The sequence below is a fragment of the Flavobacterium proteolyticum genome (genome assembly GCF_015223105.1).
Lineage (GTDB): Bacteria > Bacteroidota > Bacteroidia > Flavobacteriales > Flavobacteriaceae > Flavobacterium > Flavobacterium proteolyticum.
Genome location: NZ_JADFTZ010000001.1, coordinates 961,209 through 986,757 on the forward strand (window position 1 = coordinate 961,209; position 25,549 = coordinate 986,757).

Sequence of the window (25,549 nt, forward strand, 5' to 3'; positions counted from 1 at the left end):
CATTCATTAATTTGGATGCGTTTTTTATTGTTTAAATATTTCTTAAACATTCTTAAATAAAAGAATAAAATGGTATTTTAGCTTGATAAAATCGTTGATATGAAATATCTATTTCTTTTGTTTTTCTTTCTTTTTTCCATTTGTGTTTCATCGCAAAATAAGGTTTTAGTTATTCAACAATTAAACTCTAAATTCACCAAAGAGATTAATGAGAATAAGCGCATAAAAGTATGGACTAAAGATGGGGAGAAATTTTACGGAAGATTTACAATAAAAGACTCCACAAGTATTATAATTGAAGAAAAAGTTGTGCTGTTAGAAGACATCATTAAAATGAAGAAAAAATCACTTTTTGGAACTATAGCAAATCCTATTTTCATTGTTTATGGTTCTTTTGCGATAATTGCTGGTGCGGCAACCGTTGGTACTGGGGCCTGGGGCGCATTAATTGGAGGGAGTTTTATTGTTGCAGGAATACCAATGGTTTTAATTCCCTCAATTAGTAATAATCATCCAATGCAAGATTGGAAATATTCAATTAAAATAGAATAGATGAAAGTAGCACTTTTTCAAACCAAATTAGCTTGGCAAAATCCAGAAATCAATAGAACATTCATCGAAGAATATTTCTTGAATGAAGATGAGTCGTTTGATTTATTTGTTTTACCCGAAATGTTTACTTCAGGTTTTACCATGAATCCATCTATTGTAGCTGAAACTATGGAAGGCGAAACCATAGCTTGGCTGAAAGATTTGGCTAAAAAGAAAACGTGTGCTATTACAGGAAGTTTAGTAATTAAAGAAAATGATAATTTCTACAACCGAATGGTTTTTGTGTTTCCATCTGGCGAAGTACAGTGTTACAATAAACGCCATTTATTCACTTTAGCTGGCGAAGAAAAAGTATATACAAAAGGAACTGAAAAAGTAATCGTAAAGTATAACAATTGGAACATCTGTCTACAAATTTGCTACGATTTGCGTTTTCCAGTTTTTGCCAGAAATGTGGAAAATTACGATTTGTTATTGTACGTTGCAAATTGGCCAAAACCACGAATTAACGCTTGGGATGCATTATTAAAAGCTCGTGCCATTGAAAACATGTGCTACACCATTGGCGTAAATAGAATAGGCGAAGATGACAATAAATTAGAATATCCCGGACATTCAAAAGCGATTGACTTTTTTGGCAATATAATTTTAGATTGCGAAGATGATCTAGGTGTTTTTATCTTCGAATTAGACAAATCTTTTCAAAATGAAGCTAGAGCAAAATTCAATTTTCTGAACGATAAAGATGCTTTTGAAATCCTCTAATCCAAAATGAAATCTTGTTCCACATCCCAGTTGGCTCTAACGTCAATTAGCTTTGGGAAATAGATGATTTCTTCGGCTTGTTTTTTGGCTAAGTAATTACCAGTTGTCCATTCATTATCAGAATTATCGTCGTAGATGATTCTTATTGTGTATAATCTTGGTTCAATGCTTTCAAAAGAAATGCTCGTTTCTTTTGTAGAATTAGCAGAATATAAAACCTCATTCTTATCTAACAATTCAACAATAAAAGGAAAACGTTTTACGTTTATCAGATTAATTTTTAAGTTTCCATAATCAGAGAGTTGTTTGGTAGCAAAATTGAATTTTAAGGAGTCGTTAGACTTTTCATAAAAGTCTTTTATAGCACCTGGAAGCAATTCTATAGTATATTTTTCATTTTCTTCTTTTTTGAAATCAAAAGCAATTTCTTGATCAAAATCATGGTATTTCGAAGTGAATTTCACCGCTACCGAATCTTTATTTTTTAAAATAATTTTTGACTCATCAATTGTTACTACAGGCGTGCTTGTTTTTAAAACGAAAGTATTTCTAAATGGTAATACTGCACCTGTTTTGTTTTCAATATTTAAAGAGTCAGATTCTTTTAGGTTCTTGAGTCTTGAAGTGAAGTTTTTTAAATAGGTTCCGTTTTTAACAGTAATTTGAATAGAATCCATCTTTACATTAGGATAAAAGATCTGAACAGAATCTTTATTTTTTTCAGGAAATCTTACAACTTTAATAGGCACTTCTTTATTGTCATAGGTGGCGCTAATTGAAGTGTTTTTAAAATCTCCTTCATAACCTAAAAAAAGTTTGTTATTGCTTTCTTGGGTTGGTTTAAAAGTTTTAAACGGTTTCTTTTCTTGAAATAACTCTATTTCAAACATGTCAGTGGTTGGAATAGTTATTGGATAATCAATAAACCCTATTTTATCCGTATCAGGATTGTACTTATTGTTGTTTGCTTTGTCTTTTAAAGCTATAATTTTATAAGAGCCTTCCTTAAGATTTTCAAGAGAAAAGACTTTTAAACTATCTAATGTATTGGTAATGTAGAGAGGTGTTTCTTTAAAAACTGTAGAATCCGTAAATGTTTTCGCATCATACAGCATAACACTAATAAAACTATCTGGTTTTTGTTCATATGCATCTTTTACTTTACCTACTACAGTTAAAGAGTCTACATAACTTCCAGTTGATAAAACATATTTGAATTGTGAATAAGGATTTCCTTCATTGTTATCGGTAATACTTTGACCAAAGTTGAAACTGTAAGTTGTATTTGGTGCTAAAGTGTCTAAGATTTTAATTGAAATATATTTACTAGCACTTCCTTGCGGTACAATGATAGGTTGTTTTTTCATTGGAGGTGAAATGATCAATTGCTTATTGATGTCTTTCACTTTAATTAATTCATCAAAATTAATTTTGATTTCGTTTCCTTTAAAATTGGTAGTAAAATTTTCAGGTAAACTATTTATAATTTTTGGCGCAATAGTGTCCTTTTTGCCTCCAGTTATTGTGCCTCTTTTAGCACAATTGGTTAACAATAAAAGACTTGCCAATAAAAAGGCTATGTGTTTAAATTTTATCATTTTCTTAAATAATGGTGTTGCAAAATAACGACTATAATTAGTACAAACATACAACTTTTAGTATTTTTTATGATTGCGTGTAAGCAATTGTTACGATACTTACTTTGCTGTTTGGAATTTTTAACAAAGCTTTTGCACACGCTTCTAAAGTAGCTCCAGAAGTTAAAACGTCGTCAATTAGTAAAAAGTGATTGTTGGAATCAGCTTCGGTGAAATTTACTTTAAATAACGCATTACTAACTTCTTTTCTTTTTTCTTTATCTTTTTTTGTTTGTGTTTTTGAATAGCGACTTCGGTATAATAATTTGTTATTAAGAGGAATTTGAAGTTCTTCAGATAATGCTTCGCAAAAAGAGGTAACTTGATTATAACCTCTCTCTTTTAATCTTTTTTTATGGAGTGGTACTGGAATTATTTCTGTTACTGTTTTTATATTTGCTACAGATTTTAGATCTTTTGCATACCATTTTCCTAATAAGGTTCCTATTTCCTCGTGTTTTTTGTATTTTAAATTGTGAATTAAATTTTGTACAATACCTTTGTGGTGAAAATAAAGCATAGATGCGCTAAATTCAATTGGAATTATGCCATAAAACTTTTTTGTTGTATCATTGTGGTCCAAAATATGGTGATTGGTATAAGGCAATTGATGATTACATTCTGCACAAATGATTTTTTCATTTTGAAGTAACAATGAATTACAGCCCATACAAAGTTTTGGGAAAAGTAAGTTTATCAGATATTTTAGCATTTTATCGATTAATTATATCAATATTAACATTTTTAAATAAATTTATAAAAAAGTTTATAATATGACACGCAGAAGAAATAAAATAACAAAAATTAGCATCTTGGTATTGATGCTGTTATCGTTATTTTTAGGTGTTAAATATTATAAGGTTTTGGGTGAATACAATGCATATGTTCAAAGTTCTGATTTAGAGAATAAAGTCCTTGAAAGTCAATTAACTGAAATTCTTCATAAATATGATTCAGTTAGTGCTAAGAATAAAATAGACAGTATTAAATTTGATCAAGTAATTAAATCAAACAATACTAATGGGATTGTTGATAAAACATCTAAGAATAATTTAATACAAGATTCAATTGTTTTTTATGCAAAACAACTGCAAAAAGTTCAAAAAGTTGACCACGGCCTTTCTGCCATGAATTTAGTTGAATCTAAAACCAATAAATTAAAGACAAACAAGTTAACTGCTTTGAATATTAATGCTAAAGGAGTTAAAATTTACTCTGATGCTTACAAGATGAGTGAAGCAAAAATTCAACAGTTAAGAGTTTGTTTTACTTTAGAAGAAAATCAATTGATTAATTCTGGTGCTAAGACAATTTATGTGCAAGTTGTTAATCCGAAAAATCAGATTATTTCATTAGGAGATACTTCAGTTGAATCGGATTCTAATATTAAATTGCAATATAGCGCTTCCGTTACTACTAATTACCAGAAAAAAGATACTGATGTTTGTACTTATGTCGATTTAGAAAAAAATAAAACGATTAAAGGGAAATACAAAATCAATATTTACCACGATTTTGTTAAAATTGGCACTACAATTTTCGAATATTAATAATTCTTATTTTTATTCCTTAATTTCTTTTCTTTATTTCATTCCTATTTTTACTTTTGCACTATGGCAAAACAAGATGATATTTTCAAAAATGTAGTTTCGCATGCAAAAGAGTACGGATTCATATTTCCGTCAAGCGAAATTTACGATGGTTTAAGTGCGGTTTATGACTATGCACAAAACGGTGTGGAGTTAAAAAAGAACATCCGTGAATACTGGTGGCAATCTATGGTGCAAATGCACGAAAATATTGTGGGATTAGACGCTGCAATTTTGATGCATCCAACTACTTGGAAAGCTTCTGGACACGTTGATGCTTTTAACGATCCATTAATCGATAATAAAGATTCTAAAAAAAGATATCGTGCCGATGTTTTAATTGAGGATTATGCCGAAAAATTAAATCAAAAAGCACAAAAAGAAATCGACAAAGCACGTGAGCGTTTTGGGGCTTCATTTGATGAAGAACAATACAAAACAACGAATCCTCGTGTGATGGAATATTTGTCTAAAAAGAAGGAAATTCTAGAAAGAATGGCTCGCTCTTTAGAGACAGAAAACCTTTCTGATGTTAAAGCTTTAATCGAAGAGCTAGAAATTGCTTGTCCAGAAAGCGGTTCTAAAAACTGGACCGATGTGAAGCAATTCAACTTAATGTTCGGAACTAAATTAGGCGCTTCTGCTGAAAACGCAATGGATTTATATTTGCGTCCAGAAACAGCTCAAGGTATTTTCGTAAACTTTTTAAACGTTCAAAAAACAGGTCGTATGAAGATTCCTTTTGGAATTGCTCAAACGGGTAAAGCGTTTAGAAACGAAATCGTAGCGAGACAATTTATCTTCCGTATGCGCGAATTTGAACAAATGGAAATGCAGTTTTTCGTTAAACCAGGAGAAGAAATGAAATGGTACGAATACTGGAAAACAACTCGTTTAAATTGGCATTTATCGCTTGGTTTAGGAAAAACGAATTACCGTTTTCATGACCACGAGAAATTAGCGCATTATGCAAACGCAGCTGCAGATATCGAATTCAATTTCCCATTCGGATTCAAAGAATTAGAAGGAATTCACTCGAGAACCGATTTCGATTTGAAAGCGCACGAACAATATTCAGGTAAAAAATTACAATATTTTGATAACGATACCAATTCAAACTACACACCTTATGTGGTAGAAACTTCGGTTGGTTTAGACAGAATGTTCTTGGCGGTTTTCTCAAACTCGTTACAAGAAGAAGTATTAGAAGATGGTTCTTCAAGAACAGTTTTACGTTTGCCTTCAGTTTTAGCACCAACAAAAGCTGCTGTTTTACCATTGGTTAAAAAAGACGGTTTACCAGAAGTAGCGCGTAAAATTATCGATGATTTAAAATGGGATTTCAACGTAGCGTATGATGAAAAAGATGCGGTTGGAAGACGTTATAGAAGACAAGATGCATTAGGGACACCATTCTGTATTACGGTAGATCATCAAACATTAGAAGATGAAACGGTAACCATTCGTCACAGAGATTCTATGCAACAAGATAGAGTGAAAATTTCTGAATTACGCGATATCATTAACAACGAAGTTTCGATGAGAAACTGGTTGATGAAAATGTAGTTTTGAAGTAAAAAGTAAAAAGCTCAAAGTAAAAAGCTCAAAGTAAAAAGTAAACCCCGAATTTCATTTGGAATTCGGGGTTTTTATATTTTCTGAACTTCCGGTTTTCCACTTTCGTCACTTCGATTTTGTATTTGGAAAGCCTAAGATTTACAAATACAAAATGTATCGAGAACTAATGAAAACGAATTGTAGTTGCAGTTCTCGATACAATTTTACAAAGCAAAAATTAAAATTTTTCCTTTATAAAATCGAAGTGACGTTTGAGTTAATTCGTTTCTTTTTTTTACTCACTCAAAGCATTCCAACCTCTTGCTTTCAATGCAATCTTTGTATTGGCTCTTGTGATTAAATGATTTCCTTCGGTAGCGGCAACCATGTGACCGATTACGGTGAAATTTGGATTCCCTTTGATTTTGTCAAAATCTTCCATTTTAATAGTGAAAAGCAATTCGTAATCTTCGCCACCGCTTAACGCTACAGTTGTGATGTCTAAATTGAATTCTTCACATACATTAATTAATTGTGGATCAACCGGGATTTTCTCTTCGTATAAATTACAACCTACATTACTTTGCTTACACAAATGTAAAATCTCCGATGATAAACCATCTGAAATATCAATCATTGCAGTAGGTTTAACTTCTAATTTTTCTAAAAGTTCTTTGATATCAGTTCTCGCTTCTGGTTTTAATTGGCGTTCGATTAAATACGTGTAATCGTCTAAAACCGGTTGGTTGTTTGGATTTACTTGAAACACTTGTTTTTCGCGTTCCAAAACTTGTAATCCCATATAAGCCGCACCAATATCTCCCGAAACTACTAATAAATCGTTTTCTTTTGCGCCATCTCTGTAAACGATGTCTTCTAAATTCGCTTCACCAATAGCGGTAATACTAATGATTAATCCTTTTTGCGAAGAAGTCGTATCGCCACCAATTACATCTACATTGTAAATTTTAGAAGCTAACGTAATTCCTTCAAATAATTCTTCCAAAGCTTCCAAAGGAAAACGATTTGAAACCGCTACTGAAACCGTAATTTGAGTTGGAGTTGCGTTCATCGCGCAAATATCAGATACATTGGCAACAACGGCTTTGTATCCTAAGTGTTTTAACGGCATGTAAGCCAAATCAAAATGAACACCTTCGACTAATAAATCGGTTGAAATTACCGCTTTTTTATCGCCAAAATTCAATACCGCAGCATCGTCTCCAATGCCTTTTAATGTTGATTCTTGACTGATAGTAAAGTTTTTAGTTAAGTGTTCAATTAAGCCAAATTCGCCTAATTGCGATAAACTGGTTCTTGATTGGTCTTTATTTTCTAACATGGATTATTTTTTTTGCAAAAGTACGATTTTATTGTGACACAAAGTATCGCGAAGTTTTTCACAAAGTTTCATAAAGTAAATTTTAAAAATCTGCGAATCTGCGGTTTAATTGTTATACAAAGTTTTATTAAATACCTCTGTGAATCTCTGTGTCTCTTCGTGATTCTTTGTGTAATAACTTAGTTTCCAGTTTCCAACTCATTCAACTTTTCATAAATCAAATTCGTTTCATAGCCTTTACGAAGTAAGAAATCGACGAACTTTTTGTTCTTTTTTGGGCCTTTTCGTTCGGTGATGTTGTGCCAATGTTTTTCGGCTAACTGATGAAAATTTTTTAGATAGGTTTCTTCAGGAATTTCTTTTAAGGCAATTGTAATGATGCGAGAGGAGATATTTCGAAACTTCAATTCGTTTACAATACGGTTTTTACCCCAAAATTTGTAGTTGTGCTTGCCACGAACAAAACTCTGTGCAAAACGTTCTTCGTTAATGAAATTATTTTCGATAAGATAAGTCAGAATTTCCTCTTTTTCAGAAGAATTAACCGAAAACGAATACAATTTTTCCTCCACTTCCTTATAACAACGCTCTTGATACGCACAGTAATATTCCATCTTGGCATAGATTTCTTTCAAGGAAAAAGCGGATTTATTAGTTTTCAATTCGTTAACAATTTAATAATGCAATAAATATTTCATAATCAAAAAATTATGATTTATCTTTGTTGGCTTTTTTTTAAGCAAAGAAGCATAATCAAACCAAATCTAATATTTTCATTCAAAGTTATGAAATTAAAATTACTTATTGTTGCGTTATTTTGCTCGGTTTTAGGGTGGGGACAGACTACTTTGGCAAATTATAAATTTGAAAATAACTTAACTGTTGAAGCTGGTGCTATTGGTTCGCCAACATTCACGGCAAGTACAACGGTTTCTTATTTTGCAGGTGTTACTGGTCAAGCTGTAGCGTATGCTAGTTCAGCGGGTAAATATTTCGATTTGGTAATATCAACAACTGGATATAATAACATAGATATTTCATTTTCGGGTAGATCATCTGCTGCATCAACATCTTGGGTAGTAACCGGAGACGCAACGGGTGGAACTACTTTTTCTGCTATCACAAGTTTGGCTTGCCCAAATGGTTCATTTGGAACTTTGTCTCCATTTGTTTTAGGAGCTAGCTATGATAATAAAACATCAATTCGTCTTAGGATAACAGCTACTGGAAGTGCTACTGCTACATTAAGATTAGATGATTTGATAATTAGAGGAGTGCCAATATCCTCAAACACCATCACTACAACTACTCCAATTGTAGGTAGTCCGTTCTGTATAACGGCTTCTTCGGGAGCATCGGTTTCAGTGCCTTTTACAAGTACTGGAACTTTTACTAGTAATACTTATACCGCACAATTGTCAAACGCAGCAGGAAGTTTTGCTTCGCCTGTAAGCATAGGAACACTTGTTAGTAATGCTAATAGTGGTACAATTTCGGCAACAATACCGGCAAATACTGCAACTGGAACGGGTTATTTAATTAGAGTTGTCTCTAACGGACCAGTAGTAACAGGTTCAAATACGGCTGCTTTTACGATAAATTTAGCTAACAATAGTATAGCTCCAGTAGCCACTCAAAATATTTTTGAAAGTGCAAATGGTACTACCTTAACAGTAACAGAAACATCAACACCATCTTCAAGACAATGGTATTATGCAACAGTTAGTGGTGGGCCATATACTAATTTAATCGGGGGTGCAACAGGAACTACTTATGTGCCTAACTTTGCTACTGCAGGAACTTATTACGTAGTTTGTGTTTCTACTTTTGCTTGTGGAACTATAACTTCAAATCAAGTTCAAATCAATGTAACGGCAGCTCCAACAGGTTGTACAGATTTGTTTATTTCAGAATATATTGAAGGAAGCAGCAATAATAAAGCAATTGAAATTTATAATCCAACAGCAGCACCAATTAATTTAGCTACCTACGATTTAGCCTATTATTTTAATGGGAGTGCTACTGTATCAGGAACATTTGCGTTATCAGGAACAATTCCTGCTTATGGAACTCATGTTGTGAGTAATTCTGCTTCTTCAGCAGCTATTTTGGCGTTGTCAAATCAAACTACAGGAGGAATGACTTTTAATGGGGATGATGCTGTTGCTTTAAGAAAATCAGGAGTGAACATTGATGTTATAGGTCAAATTGGTTTCGACCCAGGAACCCAATGGGTTTCAGGTGGAAATTCTACGTTAGACAATACCTTAATCAGAAATTTTGCAATTCAAATAGGAGATGCTAATGGAGCAGATGCTTTTAATCCAGCAACAGAATGGACAGGATTTGCAACGGATTATATTTCAGATTTAGGAAATCACTCTAATTCTTGTGCACCTCCAATGCCAGAAATAAATGTTCAAGGAAATTCAGTTACGATTCTTGATGGAGATACTACACCTATTGTAGGTGACGATACAAATTTTGGTTCGGCTGACATTGCAGGTGGAACAATTGTAAAAACATTTACTATTCAGAATACAGGAACAGCAGTTTTAAATATTGGTGCTATTTCGTTTACGGGTACCCATAGTGCTAACTTTACAGTAACAACCCTGCCATCAGCTACCGTTGCTATTGGAGGTTCAACAACGTTCCAAGTAACTTTTGATCCAACAATTGTAGGAGCTCATAACGCAGAGATATCAATTGTGAATAACGATGTAAGTGAAAATCCATATAACTTTGCAATCACAGGAAATGGATTTGCAACACCTAATATTGTGTTGAGTTCTTCTAATCCTGCTGTGGCTGCATCTAATATCACACAAGGGACAACAAATAATGTTATTTATGCATTTAACTTAGCGGTAACTAATGCTGATGCTACTTTAAATAATGTGGTTTTTAACACATCTGGAACTTATGCAGCTTCAAATATCACAAACTTCAAATTGTGGTATTCAGCAGATGCTACTTTTAATAGTGCATCGGATACAACTCTAGATAATGAAACAACTGCTCTAGGAACTGGAGCACATACTTTTACTGCTTTTACAAGATTAATTACAGACGGAAGTACTGGATATTTCTTTATTACAACAGATATTCCATGTGCCTCAACAGCAGGTAATACAATTGTTGTCGACGCTATTACAACAGCAGATTTAACTTTTGTATTAGGGAATAAATCAGGAACAGCTTTTGCTAGTGGAGTGCATACAATTCAAAGTGCTATTCCAAATAATGTTACAGGAGCTGTAACATCTGTTTGTGAAAATGGTACAGCAACAATTAGTTGGACAGCTCCTGCAGGTTGTAGTGATAATGTGTTGGTATTTGCAACAAGTGGAACATTTACAGCTGCAATTCCAACAGGAAATGGTGGAGCTTATACAGATAATGTTGTTTTTGGTTCAGGAACGACTTTTGATGGAGGGTTTACTGTTTATAAAGGTACTGGTACATCAGTTACAGTGACCGGATTGACAAATGGAACAACTTATAGATTTAAAATTTTTACTAGAAACGATTTAAATTGGAGTAATGGTGTAGAAGTAAGTTGTACACCAACTTTAGCATATTGTGCTTCAGGTGCAACATCAAGTTTAGATTCAGAAATTGAAAATGTAACCTTAGTAGGATATTCTACTACGATTTCAAACAATACAACCAATGCTTGTACTACAGGAGTAAACAATTACACAGCTATGAGTGCTGATTTACAAGTTGGCGGAACCTATACCGTTACAGTAGAATTTGGAGATTGTAGTGATGCATCGCAATTTGATGGAGCAGGAGGAGTTTGGATTGATTGGAATAACGACGGTGATTTTCTTGATGTGAATGAAACTATTGGTACGGCTTTAGTTGCTGTTTCTGGAGGAAATGTAATTCAAAACTTTACAATTAACGTTCCAGGTGGCCAGCCAATTGGGAATTATAGAATGAGAATTGTTCAAACAGAAGGAGGTACTCTAGGTACAATCAATCCATGTGGGACGTTTACTTATGGTTCAACAGAAGATTATACGGTTCAAGTTATAAATTCATGTATTCCTACACATAGTGTTACATCATTTACACCAACATCTGGACCTATAGGAACTGAAGTTACCATTATTGGAACAGGTTTAACAGGTGCAACAGTAACTTTTTCAGGTGTTAATGCAACAATAGTTTCTAATACAGGAACTCAAATGGTAGTTGTTATTCCTGCAGGAGCAACAACAGGAATGTTATCAGTAAAAGATAGCCAACCTTGTGCTATCGATAACGCTTATACAATTATTTCAACCAACAATACTTCATGTGAAGGTGCAGCTTCTACAACCGATTTAATTATTTATGATATTCACGATGAGCAAACTGGTTCAGGTGGATTTATTACATTATATAATGGTACAGCTGCTACGGTGGATTTAACAAATTATAGTATTTGGAGAACGACGTTACACGATGATGGAAATGAAGTAGATTATGCTAATTTAACCGGGACAATTGCCCCAGGTGCTTTAGGAATATTGAAAGTTTCTGTTGGTAGTTGTGGTCCAGCATCAACAAACGGTACAATAGATGGTGGATTTAATGAGAATGATGGTATTCAATTAAGAAATGCGGCAGGAACGGTTATTATTGATGATGTTGATACTTACCCAGTTGGGCCAGGTTATTATATGGTTAGAAATACAGGAGCATTAAGCGCTAGAACATCTTATGTTGCAGCAGATTGGAGCACTATACCTTTAGCTGCTGGAGTTTGTTATCCAAGTGCTGGATTAGTTCTTCCTACTGGAGGAGCTGTACCTCCTATGGTTACTTCTCAACCTTCTTATACGCCATCATGTGGTTCAACAGCAGCTACTTTAACAACAGTAGGTGCAGAAGGTTATACAGGAGGAAATGCCTTAGCTTATCAATGGTATTTTGCTGCACCGGGAAGTGCAACATGGACTGCTGTAGCTGATGGTGGAATTTACAGTGGTGCAACAACTGCTTCTTTGTCAATTTCTACAATTACAGGAGTTGTAAATTATCAATATTACTGTCAGATTAGAGAAAATTTAGCAACATGTTATACAGCAACTAATGCAGTTAAAATTACAGATTCAAATGCAACGACCTGGAATGGTTCAGCTTGGTCAAATGGAGTTCCAACTTTAACAAAAGCTGCAATTATTGACGGAGCTTATGTGACGGCAACAAATGGTAACTTTAGCTGTTGTAGTTTAACGGTAAATGCCACTAGAACTTTAACTATTTCTTCAGGAGGTTATGTAGAAGTTCAAAATGACATAACAACCAACGGAACTTTTAATGTTTTAAACACAGGTTCATTAGTTCAAATTAATGATTTAGGAGTAAACACAGGAAATATTTCTTACGAAAGAATTGCTTCTGTAAAACTTCAAGATTACGTCTATTGGTCATCACCTGTTAGTGGTTTTGATGTCAACTCAATTTCACCAGCAACACCAGCTTACTATCATTGGGAATGGAATCCTACGATTGTAAATCCAAATGGAGGAGAAGGGAATTGGGTAAATGCTTCAACAACAATGTTAGGAGGAAAAGGTTATATTGTAAGAGCTCCAAACGGATTTAGTAATGCTGCAAATCAAAACTGGACAGCTACATTTAATAATGGTGTTCCAAATAACGGAGTCTATACGCCAACAATTGCTAGAGGAACAGATTTAAATGCTGGAACTGCTGGTCCAAATGGAGTTATGAGAACCGTAACAGACGACAACTGGAATTTATTAGGAAATCCATATCCATCTGCAATAAGTATTGGTTCTTTCTTAACTGCAAATCCTCAATTGGATGGATTTGTAAGATTATGGACACATGGAACATTACCTACATCAACGGTTGACCCGTTTTATAATAATTTCGTTTATAACTATACATCATCTGACTATATTGCTATCAACGGTGCTGGTGCTACAAGTGGCCCAGGAACTTTGAGTGTAATTGGAGGTGGTCAAGGATTCTTTGTTTTAATGAATCCAGGAGCAGCAACTACTACAACCGCATTATTTAATAATGCAATGCGTGATAAGGGATATTCTAATAGTCAGTTCTATAGAAATTCAAATACATTAACAACAGCTCCAGGTGGCGATATTGAACGTCATAGAATTTGGTTAGACTTAATCAGTCCAACAAACGAAACTACACGAACTTTAGTAGCTTATGTAGAAGGAGCAACTGCAGAAAAAGACAGAATGTTTGATGCATTAACGGATTATAAAAGTGCGCAAAACTTCTATTCTTTAATTGCAGATCAAGTAATGACAATTCAAGGAAAAGGATTGCCTTTTGTACAACAAGATAGAGTGCCTTTAGGAATTAAAACACCTTCAAATGGTGCTTATAAAATTGCTATTGGTGCAGTAGATGGACTTTTTGCAGGGAATCAGAATATTTATCTTGAAGACAAAGTTTTAGGAGTTATTCATGATTTAAGACAAAATCCGTATTCGTTTTCTGTAAACTCAGGAATTTTAAATGATAGATTTGTTTTACGATATACAAATGAAACTCTAGGAAATGAAGATTTTGATAATGATTTTAATGTCTTAATTGCTTCTTCAGATGTAATATCTATTTTAGCAACAAATGAAACAATTCAAAGTGTTCAAATTCATAATATTTTAGGACAATTGTTGGTAAATGAGAAGAATATTAGTTCAGAATCATTTGAGATTAATACACTTCAAAAAAATAATGCTCCTTTAATTATTCAAGTTACCCTTGAAAATGGGAAAAAAGTTTCTAAAAAACTTATATATTAAGTATAATTAGTTTTTTTAAATAAAAATGACGACTGTTGAGGTCGTCATTTTTATTTAAGTTATCTTGTTTTTTTAGGTTATTTTTCTATATTTGTTATCCCCAATCATACCTAAAATGAAAAGAAAATTACTTTACGCATCAGCTTTTGTAATAGCTGCTGCTGCATTTGTTTTTTTAAGCTCTATTAAAAATGAGAAACAAGAGACTGAAAAACAAAGAATTGAGCAATCTGTAGTAAGTACTTCTAATGTACAATCAGATTCAAAAATTGAAGCTTCTAAAACTTCTGAAGCGATTCATCCTAAAGTTGGTTTTTCAAAAAATCGATCAAAAAGCAAAACTATTGCTGAAAATAAAACTGAATATCGACTTTCTTCAAAAGAATTAGACTCTATTGAACAATTAAAGAAGAAATATGCGTCTTTTCTTCGTAATCACCCTTTTGCTAAAACCAAGCAATTATCTAAAAGTGAGAGAAAAGAGTTGTCTTTGCCTCCTAATGCTTTTTATGAACAAGAGTGGTTATATACCGCAAATCCTTATTTAGAAAGACCAGAACCAGAAGCAACTTTACAATTACAAAAAACATTACAAACACTTGAGCTTACAGGTAGAGTGCCTGGTGATGCTGTAGATAATGCATGGGTAGAACGAGGTCCAAATAATGTTGGAGGTAGAGTAAGAACATTAATGTTTGCTCCTGGTAGTACAACAAAAGTTTTTGCTGGCGGTGTTAGTGGAGGTTTGTGGGTTAATAACGACATAACATCTGCAGCTTCGCAATGGCAACAAGTTAATGGAGTGCCAGGAAATTTGGCCGTTTCATGTATTACTGTTGATCCTAATAATACCAATATTATGTATTTAGGTACAGGTGAAGTATATACATGGGGAGCTGTAAACGGAAATGGTGTTTATAAATCAACTGATGGTGGCCAAAACTGGGTAAATATTTTTGGCGCTGCAACTGCTAATGTGGCGGATAACATTGTTTACATTCAAGATATAGTAGCTTGGAATAATCCAGGAACAAATCAAACAGAAGTTTTTATTGGAGTTGATGCTATGGCATATACTGAAGAAGTAACTGCGGCTTCTGGTGGAACTGCAGGGTTTACTTACTTGGGATCTAATTCAATAGGTCTATACAGAAGTACAGATGGAACCAACTTTGCAAGATTAAATTTAGCAGCACTTAAAAATGCATCTAACCAATTTTATGCTCCAAATAAATTCGCAGTAGGCGCAGATGGTAAATTGTGGATGGGAACAAAATACAGTTATGCTTTTGGAGCTGCTGGAGGAATGGTTTTTTCTACCACAAACGGAGGTACATGGACAAATGTTAGAAATTTAGGAAATAACGGTAGAGTAGAAATTGTAGCTTCTAAACAAACGGCTAATAAATTATACGTTTTGTTAGAAAATAATTCAGGGACAGGAGATTTAGCTCGTTTTGCTGTAACGACTGACGGTTTTGCTACCGCACCAACTTTTAGAACAATTCCAGATGACGTTGACACTGGAATTCCTGCAAATGACTTTACAAGAGGACAAAGTTTTTACGATTTATTAATAGGTATTGACCCTAATAATGATAATACATTGATAATCGGTGGAATTGACTTATTTAGAACTGCTGATGGAGGGGTAAATTTTACCCAAATTTCAAAGTGGTCTAATAATAATAACTTAGCTGCATTAAACGTACCATTAGTTCATGCTGACCACCATTGTATTGCTTTTGCAAATTCATCTCGATTAGTATTAGGAAATGATGGAGGTGTATTTTATTCAAATACAGGAGCTGTTGGAGCGACTTCAATTGAATCAAGAAATAACGGCTTAAATGTTACTCAGTTTTATAAAGCAGCCATCAACCAAACTGGAGCTACACAAAAATTATTAGCAGGAGCACAGGATAATGGTTCTCAGTTTATTAACAACGCTCCGGGGTCGCCTGCTTCTTCTGTTGCTGTTTCTGGTGGAGATGGATGTTGGGTTTTTATTGATAAGCAAGATGATTTTATGATTTCTTCTTATGTATATAATGTTTACTATAGAAAAGATATGAATGGTAATGCATTAAATACTATTGTTAACAATACTGCAGATGGAGATTTTGTTAATCAAAGTGGTTATGATAGTAATTCTAATATTTTATACACAAATGGAACAAACGGGACAACTTATAGAATATATAGATTCTCTGGAGCTAATTTAACAACACAAGCTACTTTGACTAATGCTTTGTTAAATGATATTCCAACTTATTTACAGCCTTCTCCATACACTGCAAACCGTCTTTTAGTTGGGCTAGCAAATGGTAGATTGCTAAGACTTAATAGCGCAAATGGAACTCCTGCATGGGCTTCTATTGGTGATGCAACATGGGTGGGAGCTATTTCTGATATCAGATATGGACAATCTGAAAATGATATTTTCGTAACGTTTCATAATTATGGTGTAGTTAGTGTGTGGTACACTGCTGATGGTGGTACGACATGGCAAAATAAAGAGGGAAATTTACCTAATTTGCCAGTTAAATGTATTTTACAAAACCCTTTTGCTTTAAATGAGGTAATTGTAGGGACAGAACTAGGAGTTTGGGCTACTACAAATTTTAATGCTGCATCTCCAAATTGGGTTCAATCAAATAACGGAATGAAAGATGTTAAAGTATTATCTTTTGATTATAGAAACTCAGATAATACAATTTTAGCAGCAACTTTTGGAAGAGGAATGTTCACAGGTGAGTTTTGGACTTGCGGAAGTTCAACGACAACTTGGAATGGAACAGTTTGGAATAATGGTACTCCAAATAAAAAGAAAGTTGCCGTAATAGATGGTAATTATAATACAGCAACAAATGGAAGTTTCGAATGTTGTAGTTTAACAGTAAATGCTGGAAGAACAGCAAATATTGGAGCTAATAATTATATTTCCGTTTCTGGAAATATTACTGTAAACGGAACATTAAATGTGTTAAATAATGGTTCGTTAGTTCAAATTGATGATACAGCTGTTAACGTAGGAAATATTTCATACGAGAGAACAGTTTCAATTCGTAAAAGTGATTATGTGTATTGGTCTTCACCTATTAGTACATTTAATATTAATGGAGTTTCACCAGCTACAAATTCATCTTTTATTTTTAAATGGAATCCAACTGTTGTTAATGCAAATGGAGGTTTCGGTAATTGGAACGCCGCAAATGGAGAAACTATGGTTTTAGGAAAAGGATATATTGTTAAGGGTCCAGAAAGTTTTACAAATACGGCTCAGAACTTTACAGCAACTTTTAATAACGGAATTCCAAATAATGGTATTATTACAATTCCTATTTCTAGAGGGAGCTTTACTGGGGCAAATTATAATGGTACTAACGGAACTCAAATAACTAAGTTTGATGACAATTGGAATTTAATCGGTAATCCATATCCGTCAGCTATTCGTGCTTTAGATTTCTTGAATTTAAATACTAATATTGAAGGAGCAATTCGTTTGTGGACGCATACTAGTTTGCCGTCTTCAGCAATTTCATCACCTTTTTATGGAACTTCTCCATCAAATTATACACCTGCAGATTATATAACGTATAATGGTTTAGGAACTGTAAGTGGTCCTGCTGGTTTTAATGGTTACATTGCAGGTGGACAAGGTTTCTTTGTACAAATGAATGATGGTGCCGCAGCAACTCAAAATATTACTTTTAATAACGCATTAAGAAGTGCTGCTTATGCTAACAATCAGTTCTATAGAAATGCTCAAGGAGAAGAAAATCCAGATTTAGTAGCTTCAAGAATTTGGTTGGACATTGTAGATAGTAGTAATAATTCCGATAGAACATTAGTAGGATATACAGAAGGTGCAACTACTGCAAAAGATCGTCTTTTTGATGCCGTTACTGCGGCTGGGCTAACCATGAAAATTTATTCTTTATTAGAAGACGATTTGTTAACTATACAAGGTAAATCGTATCCAATTGACATCAATGATAGAGTGACTTTAGGTGTTAATATTGTAGCCAACGGTAATTATTCAATTGCTATTGCTGCATTAGATGGTGTTGCTTCTGATTTGCCAATTTATTTAGAGGATAAAGATTTAAATATTATTCATGATTTAAGACAAGCGCCATATGCTTTCTCTGCTATTGCAGGTCAATTGAATAATAGATTTGTGTTGCGATATAATAATGAAACATTAGGGAACAATGATTTTGTTTTAAATAATGAAGTTATGGTAATTTCAAATAGTGCGATTCAAGTTGTGTCAAATAAAGCATTAATTGCTAATGTTAAAGTTTATTCTGTTTTGGGTCAATTGCTTTTTGATTCTAATGTGATGAGTTCTAATTCATTTGAGACTTCTAAAATTCAAAAAAATAATACTGCTTTATTAGTTCAAGTAACACTTGAAAACGGAGCTAAAGTAACTAAGAAAATAGTTTTTTAAACTGAAAATAAATTATCTCTCAAAGCCCAATCAATTAAAGATTGGGCTTTTTTTATTTCATTTGAAATCAATTTTGTATTTTTGAACTTTATCAAACAATCACAATGGACAATATAAAACAATACGTTCAAGAAAATAAAGAACGTTTTTTAAACGAATTAATAGAACTTTTAAAAATACCATCTGTAAGTGCTGATAGCGCTTATGCTCACGATGTAGTATTGACAGCCGAGGCAGTTAAAGCAAGTTTAGAGAAAGCAGGTTGCGATTTCGTAGAACTTTGCGAAACACCAGGTTACCCAATTGTTTATGGAGAAAAAATCATCGATAAAAATTTACCAACGGTTTTGGTTTATGGACATTATGATGTGCAACCACCAGATCCAATGGAGTTATGGACATCGCCTCCTTTTGAACCTGTAATCAAAACGACAGAAATTCACCCAGAAGGAGCTATTTTTGCTCGTGGCGCTTGCGATGACAAAGGACAAATGTACATGCATGTGAAGGCGTTTGAGTATATGATTCAAAACAATTGCTTACCATGTAACGTAAAATTCATGATTGAAGGCGAGGAAGAAGTAGGTTCAAAAAGTTTAGGTTGGTTCGTAGAAAGAAATCAAGAAAAACTAGCAAATGATGTGATTTTGATTTCGGATACTGGAATGATTTCTAATCAACAACCATCAATCACAACTGGATTAAGAGGTTTAAGTTATGTTGAGGTTGAAGTTACCGGGCCAAATAGAGATTTACACTCAGGTTTATACGGTGGGGCAGTAGCGAATCCAATTAATGTATTAACCAAAATGATTGCTTCGTTACATGATGAAAACAATCATATTACGATTCCTGGTTTTTACGATAAAGTAGAAGAATTATCTACTGAAGAAAGAGCCGAAATGGCAAAAGCACCTTTCTCATTAGAGAAATACAAAAAAGCTTTAGATATCGAAGATGTTTACGGAGAAACTGGTTATGTTACCAATGAAAGAAATTCGATTCGTCCAACTTTAGATGTGAACGGAATTTGGGGTGGTTACACAGGTGAAGGAGCTAAAACGGTTATCGCAAGTAAAGCTTTTGCAAAAATTTCGATGCGTTTAGTGCCAAATCAAGATTGGGAAGAAATTACGGAATTATTCAAAAAACACTTCGAAAGTATCGCTCCAAAATCAGTGAAAGTTGTGGTAAAACCGCATCATGGTGGACAAGGTTATGTTACTCCAATTGATAGTGTTGGATACCAAGCAGCTAACAAAGCGTATACAGAAACTTTTGGAGTTCCTGCAATTCCGGTTCGATCAGGTGGAAGTATTCCTATTGTAGCGCTATTTGAGAAGGAATTAAAGAGTAAAACCATTTTAATGGGCTTCGGGTTAGATAGCGACGCTATTCACTCTCCAAACGAACATTTTGGGGTTTTCAATTATTTGAAAGGAATTGAAACGATTCCATTGTTTTACAAGTATTTCACAGAAATGAGTAAATAAAATAAATCCCGATGAAAATCGGGATTTATTGTTTTAATGAAGTACTATCCACTCATTATGTTTGAAATGACTCCATTCTGCACTAGCCATATCAAATTTTGGATCAATCAAGGTTTTATATTCTTTTCGATTGATACTGTTTTTACAATCGATATAAATAGCAATGGGTTTTCCTTTGTATTCCTCTTTTATTCTTTGACAGTATTGCCAAATGAAATCGGGTTTGGCTGCTAAGTTCAGTGCTTGTTTTTCTGTTAACTCTTTACCGTAATTATAAATTGATTCTTTTCCGGTTTTTAAATCTTTTAATCTAATGATAATGTATCCATTTCTTTCTCTAAGCATCATACGCCAACTTAATCGATGTCCTTCTTCTGTCCACAACACGTCGCCTTCAATAAAATGATGACGAAGCGGAAGTATAAGTTGAATAATTATATAAGGAATCATCAAAAAGTAAACAATTCTTTTTCCGTAGAAATTTTGGTGCAAATTTTCATTTTCAACACTTGTTTTCTTTATAAGAAATATTCTTCTGATGGCTTCAGGTTCGTAAAAAAATAAAGCAAAAGTTAGAGCAAAGAAAGGAAAAATGCCAATTTCTAAGAAAACTGCATTAAAAAGATGGAAAGATAAAGAAGCTATTAATGCAATAATTCTAGTTCTTTTGAAAAGAAGAAGAGGTACAATTAGTAAATCAAAAATAATTCCCATATAGGCGATAAAGAGATAAAACCATTTTTGGAGAAAAAGCTTTTTTAAGGTAATTATTTCAGTAGAATTTACAAGTAAGTTTCTAGTAAAAGTTCCGTCTAACCAATCTGGATAAAATTTAGCAATGGATGCGTAAACATAAACAATAGCAATTTGAACTATAAATAGAAGACTAATCCAATAAGGCATTGTTTTTTCCTCTTTCACTCTTTGTTGCTTTACATCTAGAGAAGCATATCGATTTGCTGGAAGAAAAATCAGCAGGAAACTTATTAAAAGTAATAAATAGTAATGATTGTTATAGGCTGTTTTTTGCATAAAATACACGCCAGCCCACAAAAAAGTATAAGAAATAATGGCTATTCGATATCGATAACCTAGCATAATAGCCAAGCCAAAAATTCCCATTGTAATGAAATAAAAATACATTCCATTGCCAGGAAAAGGTTGTAGCCATTCAAAACCAATAAAAGTAAAAGTAAATTGAGGATCAATAAAAACACGTTTAACCCATCCAGTAAGTATAGCTCCAAAGCTTTCACAAGCAACTAAAAATCCAAAGAAGATTCGGAAAACAATTAACGGACTGTTATCTATTTCTTGGAATAATATTTTCATTTTAAATTCTTAACAAAGTCAAGTGAAAATGTTTTGTCTTTTTCAAGTTGGGATTGAAGTTCTGTTATTGAATTAAATTTTTGTTCATCTCGAATATGTTCTAAAAAAGAAATTTCTAAATCTTTATTGTATATATTTTCGTTTAAACCAAAAAAGTGAACTTCAATTGATTGTTCATTCTCACCAAGTGTTGGGTTATGGCCAATATTCATCATTCCGTAAAAACTCCTGTTGTTTATTTGGCTTGATACAACATAAACGCCATTCTTAGGAAGTAATTTATAATTTTCTTTTATTCTAATATTAGCAGTTGGAAAACCAATGGTTCTGCCTATTTTTTTACCTTCAACAACTTTTCCTGTAATAAAATAAGAATAGCCCAAATATTGATTGGCTAATTGAATTTCTCCTTCTAATAAAGCTTTTCTAATTTTAGTTGAACTAATTGCAATTTCGTCAATTTCTTTTGCATTAATTTGTTCTACTTCGAACCCATATTTTTTTCCAAAGGTTATCAAGTCATTAATGTCGGCAGTTCTATTTTTGCCAAAGCGGTGGTCGTGACCAATAACAATTTTATGTATACGTAGTTTTTCAACTAAAATATCTTTTACAAATTCTTCGGCAGATAAATTTGAAAAAGCTTCGTCAAAGGGGTGAATTAGTAAATTATCAATTCCAAATTTTTCTAATAAAGTAGCCTTTTCATCAATTGTATTTAAAAGTTTTATAGATCTATCTTGTTGTAAAACCATTCTAGGATGGGGAAAAAAGGTGAGCAATAGGGTTTCGTATGAACCATTTTCTTTTGCTTCAACTAATTTTTTTAAAATAGACTGATGACCTAAATGAACGCCATCAAAAGTGCCTATCGTAATTATTGAGGGCTTTAATTGTTTAAAAGTATATGCTGAAAAATTAGTTTTCAAAATGTGATTGTTTCTGCAAAGATATTTGACTTTGCTTAAATAGAAAAGTAATGGCTGGATTATTTAAACGTCTTAAAGTGCAATTGGAATTAGTTGATATTGTGTTAATTTTTAATAATTTATCACAATTAAAAAAATTATTTTTATTTTTGTAGGTATTAAATTTAACCAAAAATGAAAAAAAAATTACTATTTTTATCTTTTTCATTGTTTAGTTGTTTTGTGTTAAACGCACAAACTGATAAATTATGGAAAGAGATTTCAAACAAAGAAGGAATGGTAAAACACAAGAGTGTTACCAGAGAAAGCTTTCCGTTAGAATTTAAACTGTTTCAACTTAATCTTGAAAGTATGAAACAAGTACTTTATTCTGCGCCAGACAGAAGAGATGTTGGAGCTACAGGAGTTGTAATTTCTGTTCCTAATTCAAATGGAAAATTAGAGCGCTTTGAAATGTTCGAAGCTTCAAATTTCGACGCAGAATTGCAAGCTCAGTATCCAAATATTAGAGCTTATGCGGGAAAAGGACTAGACGATAAAACCGCTCAAATTAGATTAAGTTTTGGTGTTAATTCACTTCAAACAATGGTTTTTAGAGCAGATAAAGCTACTGAGTTTATGGAGCCATATACTCAAGACGCAACAGTTTTTGCGGTATACAGCAGAAGTAATGTTACTAAAAGAGCTCCTTTTACTTGTCTTACTGTAGAAGAACAACAGATTGCAAATTTAGGAAGAAATGGAAATCAAGTTTTAGCAAGTAATCCAAACTTAAGAACCTTTCGTTTAGCATTATCATGTGTTGGAGAATATTCAAATTATTTTGGTGCAACAAGTTCAGCACAAAGTGCATTAGTTTTAACAGCATTTAACAACACAATGACACGTGTTAATGGTGTAAATAACCGTGACTTTGCTATCCATATGAATATTGTAGCTGCTACTACCAATGTTATTTATTATAATCCAGCTACTGATCCATATTCTGACGCCGCTACTGGATCTGCGGGTGCTTGGAATGCGGAATTACAAAACACTTTAAGTTCTTCACTTACAGGACCAGCAACGTCTTTAGCAACTAATAATGCCGCGTATGATATCGGTCATTTATTTGGTGCGTCAGGTGGTGGTGGTAATGCGGGTTGTATTGGTTGTGTTTGTGTGAATGATACTGCGTCAACAACTGATAAAAATAAAGGTTCAGCATTCACATCTCCAGGAGATAATATTCCTTCAGGAGATACTTTTGATATTGATTACGTAGCTCATGAAATGGGACATCAATTAGGAGCCAATCACACATTTAGTCATTCTACAGAAGATAACGCTGTAAACTATGAGCCAGGATCAGGTTCAACTATTATGGCTTATGCTGGAATTACTAGTAAAGACGTTCAAAATAATTCTGATGATTATTTCCATGCAGGTAGTATTGATCAAGTTCAAACAAATATGGCAGGAAAAACATGTGATGTAGAAACAGCTTTAACTCATGGAGTTCCAGTTGTTGCTGCAGGTGCAGATTTTACCATTCCTAGGAGTACCCCTTTTACATTAACAGGGTCTGCAACTGATTCAGGTGGTGGGGCTTTAACTTATTGTTGGGAACAATATGACGATGCTTCAGGGGCTGGAAATTTATGTAGTATTTCTACAGTAAGTGCAGGAGATAATGATTGTGTTCCAGTAGGTACTAAGACTGCTGGTCCAGTTTTTAGATCTTATCAACCAACAACTTTATCATCAAGAACATTTCCTAGATTACAATCAGTTTTAACTGGTTCAACTACTACAACAGGTTCTGAAATTGTAGTTGAAGCTTTACCTTCTGTTGCTAGAACATTAAATTTCAGATTAACAGCACGAGATAATTCTGTTGTAGGTGGTGCTGGTTTAACTAATTTTGATGATGTTATTGTTACTGTTGCTAACAAAGATCCATTAACAGTGTCATATCCTGCTAATGCAAATACAGATGTTTATGCAATAGCATCAACTCATACAGTAACTTGGACGGGAACTGCAAGTGCTACTACAGGTCATCAAACTATTGCAGGTGCAACTAATGTTGATATTTTATTTTCTAATGATGGAGGATTAACTTTCCCTTATACATTATTATCAGGAACTCCTAATGATGGTTCGCAGTCAGTAACTTTACCAGCGGGCGTTTCAGGTGCAGATTGTAGATTTAAAGTAAAAGCAAGTTCAAATATCTTCTTCAACATAAGTAAATCTTTTGCTGTTGGAAATTATACATACCAACCACAAAATTCATGTACTGATTATGTTCTTAATTTTGGAGGATTAGATATTCCAGAAGATTCTGGTCAGTTTGTTGGTTATGGAGTTTCTGTTCCAGATGCATTTACATTAACAGATTCTAACATAAGAGTTGAATTAACACATCCTGATATTGGTTCAGTATTTTTAGCTGTAAGACCTGCTCATGTTGCTACAGGTGTTACTCAATTCTTCAATGGTTCTTGTGATGGTTCTGCAAATATGAACTTAAATTTCGACACTTCTGGATCTGTGTTAAATTGTGCAGCTCCAACTAGTGGAGTAAACACAATTCCTCCAGTTGCATCTTCGGTTACAGCAATTAATGCTTTTAATGGGAATTCAGCAACCGGTACTTGGTATATTTTCTTTACAGATATTGCTGTTGGAGATGGTAATATTGGAACTATAGAAAAAGTTACTTTCAATTTGTGTAAATCTGTAAATGTTGCAGTTTTAGCGAGTGAATCTTTCGGATTAGATAATTTTGTTATTTATCCTAATCCAAATAGTGGAAACTTTAATGTACAATTTTCTTCAAATTCAAATAATGAGATTAAAATTGTTGTGCATGATATGAGAGGAAGAGAAATCTTTACTAATAATTATAATAATTCAGGATTATTTAATGAATCTATTCAATTAAATAATGTTCAATCTGGAATCTATCTTGTAACTGTTCAAGATGGAGATAGAAAAGAAGTGAAAAAAATTATTATTGAATAATTGTAATTTTAAGTGTTTTAATTAAAGAGAAGGCGTAAGTCTTCTCTTTTTTTTGCATAAAATTTAAAAATTTATATTAAAAATT

14 protein-coding genes are annotated in these 25,549 nt (G+C 33.3%); 8 read left to right on the top strand and 6 right to left on the bottom strand.

The features are described from left to right. Positions 1-99 precede the first annotated feature (99 nt). Positions 100-552 (top strand): hypothetical protein, encoded by a 453-nt coding sequence (locus IM755_RS04270; protein ID WP_194093928.1) that lies wholly within the window; start codon positions 100-102, stop codon positions 550-552. Further along, a complete protein-coding gene (locus IM755_RS04275) occupies positions 553-1,317 on the top strand; it encodes a nitrilase family protein (protein WP_194093931.1) in 765 nt (254 codons plus the stop codon). Here the strand turns inward: IM755_RS04275 and IM755_RS04280 are convergent. Then, positions 1,314-2,915, bottom strand: a complete 1,602-nt coding sequence (locus tag IM755_RS04280) for an Ig-like domain-containing protein (RefSeq protein ID WP_194093933.1) — start codon at positions 2,913-2,915, stop codon at positions 1,314-1,316. The genes IM755_RS04275 and IM755_RS04280 overlap by 4 nt on opposite strands. A gap of 67 nt (positions 2,916-2,982) precedes the next feature. Then, on the bottom strand, positions 2,983-3,666 hold the full coding sequence (locus IM755_RS04285) for a ComF family protein (RefSeq protein WP_228063890.1): 684 nt from the start codon (positions 3,664-3,666) through the stop codon (positions 2,983-2,985). Positions 3,667-3,727: 61 nt separating this feature from the next. On the opposite strand from IM755_RS04285, the gene IM755_RS04290 reads away from it, so the two are divergent. Further along, entirely contained in the window at positions 3,728-4,504 is a 777-nt protein-coding gene (locus IM755_RS04290) for a hypothetical protein (protein WP_194093935.1), read from the top strand. Between the two features lie 63 nt (positions 4,505-4,567). Then, positions 4,568-6,109, top strand: coding sequence for a glycine--tRNA ligase (locus IM755_RS04295; RefSeq protein ID WP_194093937.1), 1,542 nt, complete (start codon positions 4,568-4,570; stop codon positions 6,107-6,109). A 286-nt stretch (positions 6,110-6,395) separates the two neighbouring features. Here the strand turns inward: IM755_RS04295 and thiL are convergent, their stop codons facing one another. Beyond that, positions 6,396-7,442: a thiamine-phosphate kinase gene (thiL, locus tag IM755_RS04300; RefSeq protein ID WP_194093939.1), complete on the bottom strand. Its 1,047-nt coding sequence runs from the start codon at positions 7,440-7,442 to the stop codon at positions 6,396-6,398. A gap of 179 nt (positions 7,443-7,621) precedes the next feature. Continuing rightward, complete coding sequence (locus IM755_RS04305; RefSeq protein WP_194093941.1) at positions 7,622-8,056, bottom strand: regulatory protein RecX; 435 nt, start codon at positions 8,054-8,056, stop codon at positions 7,622-7,624. A gap of 171 nt (positions 8,057-8,227) precedes the next feature. Between IM755_RS04305 and IM755_RS04310 the strand changes: the two genes are divergently transcribed. The 3 genes from IM755_RS04310 to IM755_RS04320 all read left to right on the top strand — a co-directional run bounded on the left by IM755_RS04310 (position 8,228) and on the right by IM755_RS04320 (position 20,194). Beyond that, positions 8,228-14,242, top strand: coding sequence for a lamin tail domain-containing protein (locus IM755_RS04310; protein WP_194093943.1), 6,015 nt, complete (start codon positions 8,228-8,230; stop codon positions 14,240-14,242). A gap of 115 nt (positions 14,243-14,357) precedes the next feature. Further along, positions 14,358-18,701, top strand: coding sequence for a hypothetical protein (locus IM755_RS04315; protein WP_194093945.1), 4,344 nt, complete (start codon positions 14,358-14,360; stop codon positions 18,699-18,701). A gap of 104 nt (positions 18,702-18,805) precedes the next feature. Next, positions 18,806-20,194 carry a dipeptidase gene (locus IM755_RS04320; protein ID WP_194093947.1) on the top strand — a complete coding sequence of 463 codons (1,389 nt, stop codon included), beginning with the start codon at positions 18,806-18,808 and terminating at the stop codon, positions 20,192-20,194. Positions 20,195-20,227: 33 nt separating this feature from the next. Here the strand turns inward: IM755_RS04320 and IM755_RS04325 are convergent, their stop codons facing one another. Continuing rightward, positions 20,228-21,526 carry an HTTM domain-containing protein gene (locus IM755_RS04325; RefSeq protein WP_194093949.1) on the bottom strand — a complete coding sequence of 433 codons (1,299 nt, stop codon included), beginning with the start codon at positions 21,524-21,526 and terminating at the stop codon, positions 20,228-20,230. Next, positions 21,523-22,455: a bifunctional riboflavin kinase/FAD synthetase gene (locus IM755_RS04330; RefSeq protein WP_194093951.1), complete on the bottom strand. Its 933-nt coding sequence runs from the start codon at positions 22,453-22,455 to the stop codon at positions 21,523-21,525. The genes IM755_RS04325 and IM755_RS04330 overlap by 4 nt, the downstream gene beginning before the upstream one ends. Positions 22,456-22,629: 174 nt before the next feature. On the opposite strand from IM755_RS04330, the gene IM755_RS04335 reads away from it, so the two are divergent. Continuing rightward, positions 22,630-25,464, top strand: a complete 2,835-nt coding sequence (locus tag IM755_RS04335) for a zinc-dependent metalloprotease (protein WP_194093953.1) — start codon at positions 22,630-22,632, stop codon at positions 25,462-25,464. Positions 25,465-25,549: the final 85 nt, after the last annotated feature.

Excerpts from the sequence above, each read along its gene's own strand:
- IM755_RS04270 (WP_194093928.1), top strand. The coding sequence starts at position 100 with ATGAAATATCTATTTCTTTTGTTTTTCTTTCTTTTTTCCATTTGTGTT.
- IM755_RS04275 (WP_194093931.1), top strand. The coding sequence starts at position 553 with ATGAAAGTAGCACTTTTTCAAACCAAATTAGCTTGGCAAAATCCAGAA.
- IM755_RS04280 (WP_194093933.1), bottom strand. The coding sequence starts at position 2,915 with ATGATAAAATTTAAACACATAGCCTTTTTATTGGCAAGTCTTTTATTG.
- IM755_RS04285 (WP_228063890.1), bottom strand. The coding sequence starts at position 3,666 with ATGCTAAAATATCTGATAAACTTACTTTTCCCAAAACTTTGTATGGGC.
- IM755_RS04290 (WP_194093935.1), top strand. The coding sequence starts at position 3,728 with ATGACACGCAGAAGAAATAAAATAACAAAAATTAGCATCTTGGTATTG.
- IM755_RS04295 (WP_194093937.1), top strand. The coding sequence starts at position 4,568 with ATGGCAAAACAAGATGATATTTTCAAAAATGTAGTTTCGCATGCAAAA.
- thiL (WP_194093939.1), bottom strand. The coding sequence starts at position 7,442 with ATGTTAGAAAATAAAGACCAATCAAGAACCAGTTTATCGCAATTAGGC.
- IM755_RS04305 (WP_194093941.1), bottom strand. The coding sequence starts at position 8,056 with ATGGAATATTACTGTGCGTATCAAGAGCGTTGTTATAAGGAAGTGGAG.
- IM755_RS04310 (WP_194093943.1), top strand. The coding sequence starts at position 8,228 with ATGAAATTAAAATTACTTATTGTTGCGTTATTTTGCTCGGTTTTAGGG.
- IM755_RS04315 (WP_194093945.1), top strand. The coding sequence starts at position 14,358 with ATGAAAAGAAAATTACTTTACGCATCAGCTTTTGTAATAGCTGCTGCT.
- IM755_RS04320 (WP_194093947.1), top strand. The coding sequence starts at position 18,806 with ATGGACAATATAAAACAATACGTTCAAGAAAATAAAGAACGTTTTTTA.
- IM755_RS04325 (WP_194093949.1), bottom strand. The coding sequence starts at position 21,526 with ATGAAAATATTATTCCAAGAAATAGATAACAGTCCGTTAATTGTTTTC.
- IM755_RS04335 (WP_194093953.1), top strand. The coding sequence starts at position 22,630 with ATGAAAAAAAAATTACTATTTTTATCTTTTTCATTGTTTAGTTGTTTT.